This is a genomic window from Streptomyces sp. NPDC093586, assembly GCF_044764905.1.
Lineage (GTDB): Bacteria > Actinomycetota > Actinomycetes > Streptomycetales > Streptomycetaceae > Streptomyces.
Genome location: NZ_JBIWJA010000007.1, coordinates 226,693 through 239,315 on the forward strand (window position 1 = coordinate 226,693; position 12,623 = coordinate 239,315).

Consider the following 12,623-nt stretch of genomic DNA (forward strand, 5'->3'; position numbering starts at 1 on the left):
TTCACGGTGCGGGGGAAGTACGGGTGCCGGAGCAGGCGGGGCACAGGCCCCGGTAGACGATCTCGGCCTCGTCGATCGCGAAGCCGTGGTCGTCGGACGCGGTCAGACAGGGTGCCTCGCCGACGGCGCAGTCGACGTCGGCGAGGGCCCCGCACGAGCGGCACATGACGTGGTGGTGGTTGTCCCCGACGCGCCCTTCGAACCGGGCCGGGCCGCCGGGCGGCTGGATGCGGCGCACGAGCCCCGCCGCGGCGAGGGCGTGCAGGGCCTCGTACACGGCCTGGAGGGACACGTGGCCCACCCGGTCGCGCACGCCGGAGGCGATCGCCTCCACGCCGAGGTGGTCGCCCGCCCGGACGGTCTCGAGCAGCGCGACGCGGGCGGCGGTCACCCGCAGTCCCGCCCCGCGCAGGTCCGCGGCGGTGGCCGTGCTCCGGGAGGCGGTCATGGCGGCGAACCTACTCCGGTAAACCGGAACTCCTCAAGGAAACGAACGATTCTGTTCCGAAGGCGTCCGGACCGGGCCGGGCGGGCCGGCGGGAAACGGAGAAGGAACCGCGGAGGGCGGCGCGGCCGTCCCTTGCCGCGCCGCCGTGCACCGCACCATCCTGCGCAGCCGGGTACCCGCGGTCCGCCCGTCCACGCATCCGCCGTGTCGGCGGGCGATCGTGGTAGACAACGTGGGTGGTGGGCACTGGCAAGGACATGCTGTGACCGGCACAGCGCGACGACAGGAATGAGTGGCCCGTGCTTGTGAAGACGTTCCGCTGGGCTTTCGCCGTCACCGCCCTCGGCCTCGCCGCGGGAGTGCTCTACGACGGCTGGACAGCCCTCGGCCTGGTGGCCATCCTGGCGGTCCTGGAGGTCTCGTTGTCCTTCGACAACGCGGTGATCAACGCCGGGATCCTGAAGAAGATGAGCGCCTTCTGGCAGAAGATCTTCCTCACCGTCGGCATCGTGATCGCCGTCTTCGGCATGCGCCTGGTCTTCCCGGTCGTCATCGTCGCGGTCAGTGCCCGGCTGAGTCCCTGGAGCGCCGTCCACCTCGCGGTCACCGACAAGAACCGCTATGAGGAGCTGGTCACCGACGCCCACCCGTCGATCGCCGCCTTCGGTGGCATGTTCCTGCTGATGATCTTCCTGGACTTCGTCCTGGAGGACCGGGACATCAAGTGGCTGGGCGCGGTCGAACGGCCGTTGGCGAAGCTCGGCAGGGTCGACATGCTCTCGGTCTGCGTCGCCCTGATCGTGCTGCTCGTCTCCTCGACGACCTTCGCCGCGCACGCCCACCAGCACGGCGGCGTCCACGCCGACAAGGCGCAGACGGTGCTGGTCTCCGGGATCGCGGGGCTGATCACCTACCTGGTCGTCGGCGGCCTCTCCGGCTACTTCGAGAACCGGCTCGAGGCGGCGGAGGAGCGCGAGCACGAGGCCGCGGCGGCCGAACGCTCCGGCGGGTCCCGTCCTGCGGTCGCGCTGGCCGGCAAGGCCGCGTTCTTCATGTTCCTCTACCTGGAGGTCCTGGACGCCTCGTTCTCCTTCGACGGCGTCATCGGCGCCTTCGCCATCACCAACGACATCGTCCTGATGGCCCTCGGCCTCGGCATCGGCGCCATGTACGTCCGGTCCCTGACCGTCTACCTGGTCCGCCAGGGCACCCTCGACGACTACGTCTACCTGGAGCACGGCGCCCACTACGCCATCGGCGCCCTCGCCGTCATCCTCCTCGTCACCATCCGGTACCAGATCAGCGAGATCGTCACCGGTCTCATCGGCGTGCTCCTGATCGCCTGGTCCTTCTGGTCCTCCGTGCGCCGCAACAAGGCGCTCGAGGACGCCGGCTGACGCCTCGTCCGGTCGGGGCCGTCCGTCCCGCAGCGCTCGCGACACCGAACAGGTGCGCTACATTTTGCAGCGCCCCGACCGCGATCACTCACGATCACTCACGCTACGGAGCCGGCACCCCATGAGCGACATCGTCAACGGACTCGGCCGCGCCACCGCCTACGGGGCCCTGGGCCTGGTCCTGTTGGTCCTCGGCATCGTCCTGGTGGACGCGCTGACACCCGGCAAGCTCGGCCGGCAGATCTGGGAGCAGCGCAACCGCAACGCCGCGCTGGTGCTCAGTTCGGCGCTCCTCGGTGTCGGCGGCATCGTGTTCACGTCGATATGGACGACGTACGAGGACTTCGGCAAGGGCCTGGTGTCGACGGCGGCGTTCGGTCTGCTGGGACTGGTGATGATGGCCCTGGCGTTCCTGGTGGTGGACGTGATCACGCCGGGGCGGCTGGGCGCGACGCTGGTCGAGCCGGAGCCGCACCCGGCGGTCTGGGTGACGGCGTGCTGCAACCTCGCGGTGTCGGCCATCGTCTCGGCCTCCATCGCCTGACGCCCGCCCGGACGGCCCCGGCGATGCCCGCGGGGCTCAGGCGACGGTGGCGGGCGGCGGGGTCCAGCGGTGGGTGCGGGGCGCTGCGGGGACGCCGTACTCCTTCTTCAGCTGCTCGGGGATCGCGTAGTGCATGACGCGTCCGCGGGTGAGGGAGGACAGTTCGAGGACCGTGGTGAGGTGGCCGATCCGGTCCAGGGCCCAGGCGCCGAGCGGTGAGCGGTCCTCGATCGTCTCCAGGACGCCCAGCAGGTGCGGGGCGGCCTTGACGAGGGTGTCCCACGGGGTGCGGGGCACCTGGAGCCAGTCGGCGCAGGTGTCGCCGATCAGGTAGCGGATCAGGGCGGAGACGACCGGGTCGAGGAGGGTGCCGGGGACGACCTCCTCGTAGAGGTCGATCAGTTGCCGGGTCAGGTGCGCGCCCTCCTCGGAGGGGCCCATGTGGCGCAGCATGTAGAGGTCGAGGAACTGCCGTGCCTCCTCCAGGGTGCGCGGTACGGCGTCCTGGTCGACGCCGAGGATCGCGCCGACCACCCGCCAGGCGTAGAAGTAGGCGTCGGCTCCCTCCTCGGTCATGTGGATGCCGAGACGGTGCAGGCTGTCCAGGACGAGCAGCGAGAAGAACATCTGCCCGCCGATCATGTCCTCCTGGCAGATCGGTACGCCGAGGGCGTCGGTGTCCCAGCGGTCCTCCCGCTTCAGGTGGTGGCGGATCGCGGCGTGCAGCAGGCGGACCTTCTGGGCGGCGGGGACGAAGCGTCCGCCGGCCTCGAACGCGTCGGGCTGCATGAGGTAGACGGTGAACTGCCCGGTCTCCGCCATCCGTTTGGAGGGGTAGCTCAGTCCGTGGGTCGTCGACAGCAGCCTGGCCACGTGCGGGACGACGTAGCAGGCGGGCATGGACGCGAAGGACAGGGCGGTGGAGATGTGCACGTTGTTGTCGATGAAGAACAGCCGCGCCTTCTCCATCTCTGCCCAGTCCACCCAGTCCGGCGGGGTGCCGGTCGCCCGGAGGTACTCGCGGGCCACTCCGGGCAGTCCGGCGGGGAGTTCCTGGCCGGCGGTGGAGACGTAGCGCATCAGGGAGTTGAACGTGCCGACCTCGCCGCGCTCGAACAGGGTGGCGACGACGGCGTCGGCCAGTTCGTCGCCCTCGCGTCGCAGGGCGTCCATCGACGTCTCGGTGTAGGTCATCACGGTCTCCTCGGCTCGGCGGGGGCTGGGGGTGCCTGGGGGGACGGACAGCGGAGTCGGTGCCCGGGCGGGGGTCAGTGGACGCGGTCGGTCGCCAGACGGGCGAGGTCGTGCAGGGCCCGGCGTGCCCCGGGCGGTACGTCGACGTCGTCCAGGACGCGGGTGGCCAGCTCCACCCGGGTGAGGATCATCCGCTCGATCCGCTGCGGCGCCTGCAGCTCCCGCATGAGGTCGCGTACGTCCTCCAGGTGGGTCCCGTTCAGGTCGGGCCGGCCCAGCATCCGGCGCAGCCGCTCCCGCTGGGCGGCGTCGGCGGACCGCCAGGTCTCGGCGAGCAGCGCGGTGGGCCGGTGGGTGCGCAGGTCGTCCAGGGCGGCCTTGCCGGTGCGCTCCGGGTCGCCGAACAGGCCCAGCAGATCGTCGCGGAGCTGGAAGGCCTCGCCGAGCGGCAGGCCGTAGGCGGAGTAGCCCTCCCGCAGGGCGGGGGCGGCGCCGGCGAGCAGTCCGCCGAGGAGCAGCGGATGCTCGACGGTGTACTTGGCGGTCTTGTAGCGGACGACCTTCAGGGAGGTGCCGGTGTCCGGCCGGCCGCCGGTGTGCAGGATCTCCAGGCACTCGCCGGCGACGAGTTCACGGGCGAGTTCGGCCCACAGGCCCCGGGTGCGGGCGAGGTAGGCGGCGGGCAGGCCGCAGTCGGTGAACAGGCGGCCCGCGAGCGCCATCAGGTGGTCACCGACGAGCAGGGCCAGAGAGCGGGCGACCGCGCGGACCGGGGGACGGCCGTCGTCCCCCGCTGTCCGCGCAGGGGTGTCCAGGGCCGCTTCCAGGGCGATGTGGGCCGTGGGCCGGCCGTGGCGCAGGGCGCTGTCGTCGATGAGGTCGTCGTGGACGATCGCCGCGGCGTGCACCAGTTCCATGGAGGCCGCCGCCCGCACCAGGGCGTCGCTGTCGGGCTGGCCGGCCGCCCGCCAGCCCCAGTAGCAGAAGGCCGCGCGCAGTCGTTTGCCGTGTCCGGCCGCGGCACGCAGCTGTTCGGCCACGGGGGCGAGGGCCTCGTCGATGGCGACGAGCTCGTCGGCCTCCTCGGCCAGGAAACTCCGCAGGACGCCGTCGACGCGCGTCCTGAAGGCGGCCGGGTCCCAGCGGTCAGACATCGTCACCGTCGGCCGCCCGCCGCGCCAGCGCGTGCTGGGCGAGCACCTCCAGGTGGGCCGGCGGCACGTGGGTGTACCGGTCCAGGGCCAGCCTGCCCCGCGCCCGCAGGTCCTGCTCCGCCTCCCGTACGAGGTCGGCGGTGTCCGAGCGGCGCAGCAGCCCCCGCAGCGTCCCCACCGCCGAACCCACCGTGCTCACCGCCAGATCCGCGATGCCGGCGACCAGCAGCACCGCCCGGTCGTCCCGGCCCGGGCCGCGCGGCGTCGAGTACGTCATGTTTCTCCCCAGGGGTGGCGGCGTCACGGATGTGCTCGGTCCGCGGCGCATCCGGTCCGAGCATGACGGCGGCTTCCGGGCCGGGGATCCCCGAATCTCCTTTTGAGCGACACGGGGAACAGGTGTCATACACGCCTCGAGGCCACCGCGAAACGGGAGCAATCGTCGTTCGGGTTGAAGGAACGGTGAATACGCCCCCATCCTTCCTCCATGTCTGTCACCTCTGCCGCTCCTGACCCCTCCCACCTGCGCGACCACGCCGTCGAATGGGCGCTGGTCGACGTGGAGACCTCCGGTCTCGTGCCGCGCCGCGACCGGGTGCTGTCCGTGGCCGTGGTGACGCTGGGCGCGGACGGTGAGCAGACCGGGGAGTTCTCGACCCTGCTGGATCCCGGTTGCGACCCGGGGCCGGTGCACGTGCACGGTCTGACGCGGGAGCGGTTGCGCGGCGCGCCGCTCTTCGAGCACGTGGCCGAGGAGATCGGCGCGTTGCTGGAGGGCCGGGTGCTGGTCGCCCACAACGCCCAGTTCGACTACGACTTCCTCGCCCACGAGTTCGCGCGGGCGGGGCTGCGGCTGCCCGTCGCCCGGCGGTTGTGCACCCTGGCGCTGAACCGTCGCGTGGACCCGCCGACCGACGACCTGAGACTCGGCACGCTCGCCGCCCACTACGGCGTCCCGCAGGTGCGGGCGCACGACGCGCTCGACGACACGCGGGTGCTGGCGGGTGTGCTGCGGGCCTCGCTGCGGGAGGCGGCGCGACTGGACGTGCCCCTGCCCCTGGTGGCCTGTCCGCCCCGGCAGGACCCGCAGTTCGCGCCCAAGCCGCCGAAGACACCGTGCGCCTTCCGCAACCCGGGACGGCTCACCGCGGGCGGGCCGCTGGTGCAGGGCATGAAGATCGCCGTCACCGGGGAGACCCGGACCCCGCGGGCGGATCTGCTGCTGCGGGGCGCCGCGGCGGGGCTGAACATGATGACCTCCGTCAGCCGGCACACCAGCGCCCTGGTCGCCAACGACCTCTCCACCGGCTCCGCCAAGGCCCGGCGGGCGCTCGCCGAAGGGGTGCCGGTCATCGACGAGGCCGCCTTCCTGGAGCTGCTCGGCGACGTACGGGCCGGCACCTCGCACGAGGGCCCGGACGCCGGATCCACCGCCGCTCCCGCCCCGGCGTCGCCGGCACTGCCGGCCGTCCCGGCCCCCCGCGCGCCGGAGCCCGCCGAGCCCGTCGAGACCACCGGCACGGAACCCGCCCCAGCCGACCCGGCCCGCCCGCCCGCCGGGGGCCCGAAGCCCGGCAGGCGGGCCGGCAAGCCGCGGGGACCGCTGACCGGACGGCGGGTTCTCGTGCTCGGCGGCACCCACCCCGAAGCGGTGGCCGCGCGCACCCGCGTCGTCGAACTCGGCGGCGCCGCCGCCATCAACCTGTCCGCCGGGGTCACCGACGTGGTCGTCCTCGACGGCGGCCGCGCCGACCGCCGGCTGCCCCGCATCACCGCGCTGCGACTGCCCACCCACGACGCCGCGTGGCTGGTGGCGCCGGTCGTCACGGCGCCGCAGGCGGACGACCGGCGGACGGCGGCCCACGTACTGCCGCGCGGCGGCGTCGTCGACCTCCCTCTGCAGCACGGGCGGGGCCCGGCGCACCGCTGGACGGTCACCGCGTCCTGGGCGCAGCAGACGCGGTGCGAGATCGACGTGGTCGCGTTCGTGCTGGACGAGGACGAACAGGTCGCCTTCGACGAGGACTTCGTCTTCTACGGCGCCCCGGAGAACCCTGGCGGCACGGTGCGGCTGCTGAGCGACGGTCCGACCGAGCAGACGGTCAGCGTGGACCTCGTCACGCTGCCGCCCTCGGCCCGCAAGGTCGTCGTCGCCGCCGCCATCGACGGCACCCCCGCCTTCGGCGACGTCGGCGCCCTGCACATCACCTCCGGGCCCGGCACCAGCGCGGCGGCCCTGGTGCAGGCCACGCTGGACGCCGCCACCACCGAGCGCACGATGCTGCTCGCCGAGATCTACCGGCGCGGTGAGAGCTGGCGTCTGCGGGCCGTGGGGCAGGGCTACGACCACGGGCTGGGCGCGCTCGCCCGGAGCTACGGCGTCGACATCGCGGACTGATCGTCTCGGACGCGACGGCGGGCCGGGACGTGGACCGGCCCGGCCCCGCTGCGCGCGGGGCCGGGCCGGACGGGGACGCCCCCGCTGCGCCGTGCGGTCAGCGTTCCTCGCGGAACGGGACGTGGGCGCCCGCCACCGGGTCGTACTTGCGCAGGACGAGCCGGTCGGGGTCGTTGAGGCGGTTCTTGCGCGTCACATAGGTGACGCCGGTCCCGGCGGTCGACCTCAGTCGGACGACCGGGCGTGTGGTACTGCGTGCCATGGGTGCTCCTTCCGACGGCGGCGCGGCTGCCGTTCTGACCCGCGCATGCCAGTCAGGTGGCTCAACACCGCCGCCGTCCGGTGCATTCCCGCGGCGTATCGCCGCCCGGCAGCCTGCCGCCGGGCCGGGGCCGGTGCGTCGAGGCCGCCGCGCGCATCCGGCCGGCGGCCGGACCGGACGCCGCGCCTCCACGCCGTCCGGGTGAGTGTGAGATGCGGTGCGGTGCGACAGCGGATCGGATGGGACGCATGCGCAGACCCATAGCCGTGGCTCGTCGCCACCCACGCCTGCCCACGTCGGGCGTCGTCCTCTCCGTCCCGTCCCTCCTGCTCGCCCTGTGCGCCGTGCCCGCCTCGGCCGACACGTCCGGCGGTACCCCCGTCCGCGGTACGGCCTCCATGGGCAGTGGCGTGCTGGCCCATGAGGGCGAGCAGGGTCGGCCCGCCGGCACCAGGGCCACGCAGACCGAGGGCGTGGACGTCTCCAGCCATCAGGGCAACGTCGCGTGGACGACCCTCTGGAACAGCGGGGTGAGGTGGGCGTACGTCAAGGCCACCGAGGGCACGTCCTACCGGAATCCCTACTACACGCAGCAGTACGGCGGTTCGTACGACGTCGGCATGATCCGTGGCGCGTACCACTTCGCGACGCCGGACACCGCCGGCGGCGCCGCCCAGGCCGACTACTTCGTCGACCACGGCGGCGGCTGGTCCAAGGACGGCAGGACCCTGCCGGGGGTCCTCGACATCGAGTACAACCCGTACGGCGACACCTGCTACGGCAGGACGGCGAGTCAGATGGTCGGCTGGATCCGCGCCTTCGTCGACCGGTACAAGGCGCGCACGGGACGGCACGCCGTCATCTACACCTCCACCAACTGGTGGAAGCAGTGCACCGGGAACTACAGCGGCTTCGGCTCCACCAATCCGCTGTGGATCGCCCGGTACGCCTCGTCGGTGGGCGAGCTCCCGGCCGGCTGGGACGTCCACACCATGTGGCAGTACACCTCGACCGGGCCGACCGTCGGGGACCACGACAGGTTCAACGGGGCGCTGGACCGCGTCAAGGCGCTCGCCGACGGCTGAGCCGGGCCGCGGATCCGGTCGGCCGCGGTGTCACCGGCCGGCCGGATCCGCGAGAACGCCGGTGACCTGCCGGCGCACCGCCTCCCGTGCCCGCGCGGGAAGCGCCGCGACGTCCGTGCGCTCCAGGGCGCCGAGGGCCTGGTCGGCTCCGTCGTCGCACGCGGCGGCCCCGCTGAGCACCTCGTAGCCGTCGCGGACGGCCACCCGCAGGTGGTGCCGCCCCTCGGCGTCGGCGTGCACGGCGGTGGCGACGACCAGGGGCGGCGGTCCGCCGGCCTCGGCGGGCTGCTTGTGGTAATCGCTGACCACGGGGGTGCGCCAGTGCAGGGCGAGCAGCAGGTGACGCTTGGCCAGGACCTCGCTCAGATCGGTCTCGTAGGCGCCTTCCGTGGTCAGTACGGTGGCGTGCGCGTCCAGGACCAGGGCCGCGGGCAACAGGCAGCGCAGGCTGCTGCCGACGAGGTTGCCGCCGACCGTGGCCGTCCGGCGCACGGCCCCGGTGCCCACGGAGCCGGCCGCCCTGCGCAGCACCTGCGGCACACGGTCGTCGACCTGGTGCAGCACCACGGCGCCGCCCAGGGTGCCGGGCCGGACCACGGTCGCCTCCGGGAGGTCGCGCAGCGACACGGCCTGTTCGGGGAAGCCGTCCCGTTGCCAGGTGGCCCACACGAGCGTGGCCCCGCCGATGGGCACGGCCCCGTCGGCCAGGCACTCCTGTGCTTCGGTCACGGACGTGGGCAGACGCAGCAGCACGGCGATCGACCTGCTTTCCCGGGAAGTCGGCGGTCGGACGGCACGCACCCCCGCCGCGTGATCACGGTCCTGTCGTATTGTCCGCACCGCCGCAGGGGCGCGTACAGGGCTCACGTCCGCCCGGTGTGCGCCCTTCGCGCGCTGGAGCGTGCGGCTCGACGGACGCGGTCGGCGGTGCCGGCACGCGCCGTCCGGCGACTCGGCCGGCCCGGTCCCGTGCTGATCGTCGGCGGCGCGGACGACGTCACGGAGTGGGGGCGTCCGGGCATGTCTGCCGGCGCCGAAGCGGGGCATTCGTGCAGGTGCAATGCCGTACACGACAGATCAGGAGCTGATGCCCGCCATGACGCACGACCTGACCCCGAAGTACACGGTCCCCGGCATCGAGCGCGAGGCCGCCGGACGGCTGATCGGCGTGCTGCGTCTGCGCCTGCACGCGCTCAACGACCTGCATCTCACGCTCAAGCACGTCCACTGGAACGTCGTGGGCCCGCACTTCATCGCCGTGCACGAGATGATCGACCCGCAGGTCGACCAGGTGCGCGAGATGGCGGACGACGTCGCGGAGCGCATCGCCGCGCTCGGCGGGGTGGCGCAGGGGACCCCCGGGGCCCTGGTGGCCGAGCGGTCCTGGGACGACTACTCCATCGGCCGGGCCGACGCCATCGCCCACCTGGGCGCGCTCGACGTGGTGTACACCGGCGTGATCGAGGGGGTGCGCGCCGCGGTGAAGGAGGCCGGGGAGATCGACCCCGCGACCGAGGACCTGCTGATCGGGCAGCTGCGGGACCTGGAGCAGTTCCAGTGGTTCGTGCGGGCCCACCTGGAGACCGCCGGGGGCACCCTGGCGACGGGCAGCGCGGAGTCCGAGGCGGAGGGCGCCGAGCGGGGCTCGGAGCTCGCCCGGGGCCAGAGCGGGCGGTGACGCGTCGCAGGGCCCGGCCGGGTCGGGGTGACGCGGCCGGGCCCCGGACGCTCGACGACGCCGTCGGCGGATCCGTCCGACGGCTGCCGGACCCGTACCCGGGCCTTCGAGGGGAGCGAATGTCCCGGCAGAGCACCGCGCAGGCGGCGTGCCGCCGGGACCTTCGCTCCCCTCGGCGTCCTGGGCCGGGATCCACCCACGGCGACGCTCAGCGCGCGGGTCCGCCCCGACGTCCGAGGCGCACCCCTACCAGGACCAGGTCGACGACCAGGACGGCGACGCCGACGACGAACAGGTAGAACAGCCCCTCGGCGGCCACCCCGATCAGCCCCAGGACGAGCGCCACCAGCAACAGCAGGAGGAACAGGCTCACGGTCGTCTCCCCTCGGGCGGGTTCCTCGGGTGGGTTCTTCGGTGGGTTCTTCGAGTGGCTCAGCGCCGGGCGAGCCGGCGTTCGCCGCGGCTGCCCTGCTCGTACGGCAGGTCGTAGTGGGCGAAGACCGCGCCCTCGTCCCCGGCCGCCAGCTCACCGTCCGGGTCGATTCCGGGGGCTTGCTTGACCAGCCCCTTGTCGTAGGTCACCTTCAGGTAGTCCGGTCCGACGGTGGCCTTCTCCAGCGGCACGAACACCAGTCGGCGGCGGGTCGGGAGACCGATCGTGACCGCGGCGAACGCAGGCCGGTCGGTGACGGTGTCGACGTAGATGGACTCCAGACTTCCGATCTTGTGGCCGCCGGTGTCGACGACGTCTCGGCCACGCCAGTCACGGATGTTGTCAGCCTCGAACATGGCTCGTTTTCCCTTCCCAGGACGCGTTCCCCTGTCTTGTTCCCCACTTCCTGCCCGACTCGCATGGTTTGTCCCCACTCCGGCGCAGCGGGCGGACCGAGTGTGGGCCCCCGCCCGGCCGGACGGGGGTCGCGATCGCGTTAGGCTGCCTGGTCGAAGAGACGTTCCGGCCCGTGGTGCGGGAGCGGCGAAAAGGACCCGGCGGTTTTCCGAAGGAGATCGAGTGTGGAAGGCGCACACGACGACAGGGGCCGCCCCGTCCGGTCGCGGGGCGGGACCGTGCTGGAGGTGGGACCGTTGTCCGGACGTCCCGGGATCCGTGCGCGCGGGGAGATCAACGTGATCACCCGCCCGTCCTGGGAGAAAGCCCTCGCCGAGCTGTCCCGGCGGCACGCGGACGTGTCCTACCTGGAGCTGTCGGGGGTGCGGTTCGTCGACGTGGCCGGGGTGGCGGCGCTCGCCGTCACGGCCATGAACCTGCCCGGCGGCCGGGTCGTGGTGGAGCAGCCTCCGCCGCAACTGCCGCGTGTACTGGAGCTGTTCTGGCCGTCGCTGCGCGGGATCGAGGTGGCCGCCCGATGAGCACGGTGAGCACGGACGAGGTGTTCGCGCATCCGGCGCTGTTCTACCGCTCGGAGCGGGAGTACGCCGACCGCACGGTGTCGTTCGTACGGGAGGGCCTGGACGCCGGCGAGCCGGTGGCGGTGGCCGTCCCCGGCCCCAACCTGGAACTGATCAGGGCGGGGCTGGGCGCACGGGGGCACGACGTCGTGTTCCTGGACATGACGGAGGCCGGGCGCAATCCGGGGCGGATCATCCCCGGGGTCCTCAGGGCGTTCGCCGACGAGCACGCGGGGACACGGGTGCGCATCATCGGCGAGCCGATCTGGGCCGGGCGCAGCACGGCGGAGTACCCGGCGTGCGCCCAGCACGAGGCGCTGATCAACGCGGCTTTCACCGGCCGCTCCGCGACGATCCTGTGTCCGTACGACGCGTCCCGGCTGGACGCGGACGTCCTGGCCGACGCGTTGCGCACGCATCCGACGGTCATCGCCGAGGGCCGTGAGGCGGCCAGTGAGGCCTACGACTGGCCCGCGGTCGTCGCTCGTTACAACGAGCCGCTGACGACCCCGCCGGACGCCGCCGTGTTCCCGTTCACCGCCGAGGAGCTTCCCGACGCGCGCCGTTTCGCCGTGGAGCGGGCCAGGTCGCTGGGGCTGGCCGAGCGGCGGCTGCCGGACGTGGAACTGGCCGTGGCCGAGCTGACCACCAACAGCGTGGTGCACGGTGGTGGCCGCGGGACGCTCGCCGTGTGGGCCGAGGCCGGGCAGATGGTGTGTGAGGTCCGCGACACGGGCCGGCTCACCGATCCGCTGGCCGGCCGCCGGCCGCCGGCGCCGGGTCAGATCGGCGGACGTGGGCTGCTGCTCGTCCACTACGTCGCCGACCTGGTGCGGACGCACACGACGGACGGCGGGACGGCGGTCCGCTTCCACCTCGGACTGCCGCACGCATAAGGCGCAGGTGTGCGAACCGTGGGCCGGGGTAGGCGCTCTTCCGTCGGCCGATGAATGAACAGCGACAGGGCCGACCGACAGGGAGGGCGCATCATGGCGACGACGACCGTGCAGGCTAGCGGGCACCGGACCACCGGTGTGCCGGAGATCGCGGACC

At 73.0% G+C, this 12,623-nt stretch carries 15 protein-coding genes; 7 read left to right on the forward strand and 8 right to left on the reverse strand.

What is annotated here, in order from left to right:
• Position 1 precedes the first annotated feature (1 nt).
• Positions 2-448 carry a Fur family transcriptional regulator gene (locus tag ACIRFH_RS11120; protein WP_403519120.1) on the reverse strand — a complete coding sequence of 149 codons (447 nt, stop codon included), beginning with the start codon at positions 446-448 and terminating at the stop codon, positions 2-4.
• A gap of 299 nt (positions 449-747) precedes the next feature.
• On the opposite strand from ACIRFH_RS11120, the gene ACIRFH_RS11125 reads away from it, so the two are divergent.
• Together ACIRFH_RS11125 and ACIRFH_RS11130 are read left to right on the forward strand one after the other, a co-directional pair.
• The gene (locus tag ACIRFH_RS11125; RefSeq protein ID WP_403519121.1) at positions 748-1,845 is read left to right on the forward strand and encodes a DUF475 domain-containing protein; all 1,098 of its coding nucleotides are present in this window, start codon (positions 748-750) and stop codon (positions 1,843-1,845) included.
• Between the two features lie 121 nt (positions 1,846-1,966).
• On the forward strand, positions 1,967-2,389 hold the full coding sequence (locus ACIRFH_RS11130) for a DUF350 domain-containing protein (protein WP_403519123.1): 423 nt from the start codon (positions 1,967-1,969) through the stop codon (positions 2,387-2,389).
• A 36-nt stretch (positions 2,390-2,425) separates the two neighbouring features.
• On the opposite strand, the gene ACIRFH_RS11135 is transcribed toward ACIRFH_RS11130, so the two are convergent.
• From ACIRFH_RS11135 to ACIRFH_RS11145, 3 genes are all read right to left on the reverse strand, one after another.
• Positions 2,426-3,583, reverse strand: coding sequence for an oxygenase MpaB family protein (locus ACIRFH_RS11135; RefSeq protein ID WP_403519126.1), 1,158 nt, complete (start codon positions 3,581-3,583; stop codon positions 2,426-2,428).
• Between the two features lie 74 nt (positions 3,584-3,657).
• A complete protein-coding gene (locus ACIRFH_RS11140; RefSeq protein ID WP_403519128.1) occupies positions 3,658-4,737 on the reverse strand; it encodes a polyprenyl synthetase family protein in 1,080 nt (359 codons plus the stop codon).
• Positions 4,730-5,014 carry a polyprenyl synthetase gene (locus ACIRFH_RS11145; protein ID WP_403519130.1) on the reverse strand — a complete coding sequence of 95 codons (285 nt, stop codon included), beginning with the start codon at positions 5,012-5,014 and terminating at the stop codon, positions 4,730-4,732. The genes ACIRFH_RS11140 and ACIRFH_RS11145 overlap by 8 nt, the downstream gene beginning before the upstream one ends.
• 210 nt (positions 5,015-5,224) lie before the next feature.
• On the opposite strand from ACIRFH_RS11145, the gene ACIRFH_RS11150 reads away from it, so the two are divergent.
• Positions 5,225-7,135: a TerD family protein gene (locus tag ACIRFH_RS11150; protein ID WP_403519132.1), complete on the forward strand. Its 1,911-nt coding sequence runs from the start codon at positions 5,225-5,227 to the stop codon at positions 7,133-7,135.
• A gap of 97 nt (positions 7,136-7,232) precedes the next feature.
• Here ACIRFH_RS11150 and rpmG read toward each other — a convergent pair whose 3' ends face one another.
• Positions 7,233-7,397: a 50S ribosomal protein L33 gene (gene rpmG, locus ACIRFH_RS11155; RefSeq protein ID WP_403519134.1), complete on the reverse strand. Its 165-nt coding sequence runs from the start codon at positions 7,395-7,397 to the stop codon at positions 7,233-7,235.
• A 248-nt stretch (positions 7,398-7,645) separates the two neighbouring features.
• Here rpmG and ACIRFH_RS11160 point away from each other — a divergent pair, with 248 nt between their 5' ends.
• On the forward strand, positions 7,646-8,482 hold the full coding sequence (locus ACIRFH_RS11160) for a lysozyme (RefSeq protein WP_403519136.1): 837 nt from the start codon (positions 7,646-7,648) through the stop codon (positions 8,480-8,482).
• Positions 8,483-8,512: 30 nt separating this feature from the next.
• Here ACIRFH_RS11160 and ACIRFH_RS11165 read toward each other — a convergent pair whose 3' ends face one another.
• Entirely contained in the window at positions 8,513-9,235 is a 723-nt protein-coding gene (locus ACIRFH_RS11165) for an FAD binding domain-containing protein (RefSeq protein WP_403519137.1), read from the reverse strand.
• A gap of 343 nt (positions 9,236-9,578) precedes the next feature.
• On the opposite strand from ACIRFH_RS11165, the gene ACIRFH_RS11170 reads away from it, so the two are divergent.
• Positions 9,579-10,160, forward strand: a complete 582-nt coding sequence (locus tag ACIRFH_RS11170; RefSeq protein ID WP_403519156.1) for a Dps family protein — start codon at positions 9,579-9,581, stop codon at positions 10,158-10,160.
• Positions 10,161-10,368: 208 nt separating this feature from the next.
• On the opposite strand, the gene ACIRFH_RS11175 is transcribed toward ACIRFH_RS11170, so the two are convergent.
• Positions 10,369-10,533 carry a hypothetical protein gene (locus ACIRFH_RS11175; protein WP_403519139.1) on the reverse strand — a complete coding sequence of 55 codons (165 nt, stop codon included), beginning with the start codon at positions 10,531-10,533 and terminating at the stop codon, positions 10,369-10,371.
• Positions 10,534-10,592: 59 nt separating this feature from the next.
• Positions 10,593-10,949: a PRC-barrel domain-containing protein gene (locus ACIRFH_RS11180; RefSeq protein ID WP_403519141.1), complete on the reverse strand. Its 357-nt coding sequence runs from the start codon at positions 10,947-10,949 to the stop codon at positions 10,593-10,595.
• A gap of 297 nt (positions 10,950-11,246) precedes the next feature.
• On the opposite strand from ACIRFH_RS11180, the gene ACIRFH_RS11185 reads away from it, so the two are divergent.
• Both ACIRFH_RS11185 and ACIRFH_RS11190 read left to right on the forward strand, forming a co-directional pair.
• Positions 11,247-11,531: an STAS domain-containing protein gene (locus ACIRFH_RS11185; protein WP_403519143.1), complete on the forward strand. Its 285-nt coding sequence runs from the start codon at positions 11,247-11,249 to the stop codon at positions 11,529-11,531.
• Complete coding sequence (locus ACIRFH_RS11190; protein ID WP_403519144.1) at positions 11,528-12,466, forward strand: anti-sigma factor RsbA family regulatory protein; 939 nt, start codon at positions 11,528-11,530, stop codon at positions 12,464-12,466. The genes ACIRFH_RS11185 and ACIRFH_RS11190 overlap by 4 nt, the downstream gene beginning before the upstream one ends.
• The last annotated feature ends 157 nt before the right edge of the window (positions 12,467-12,623 follow it).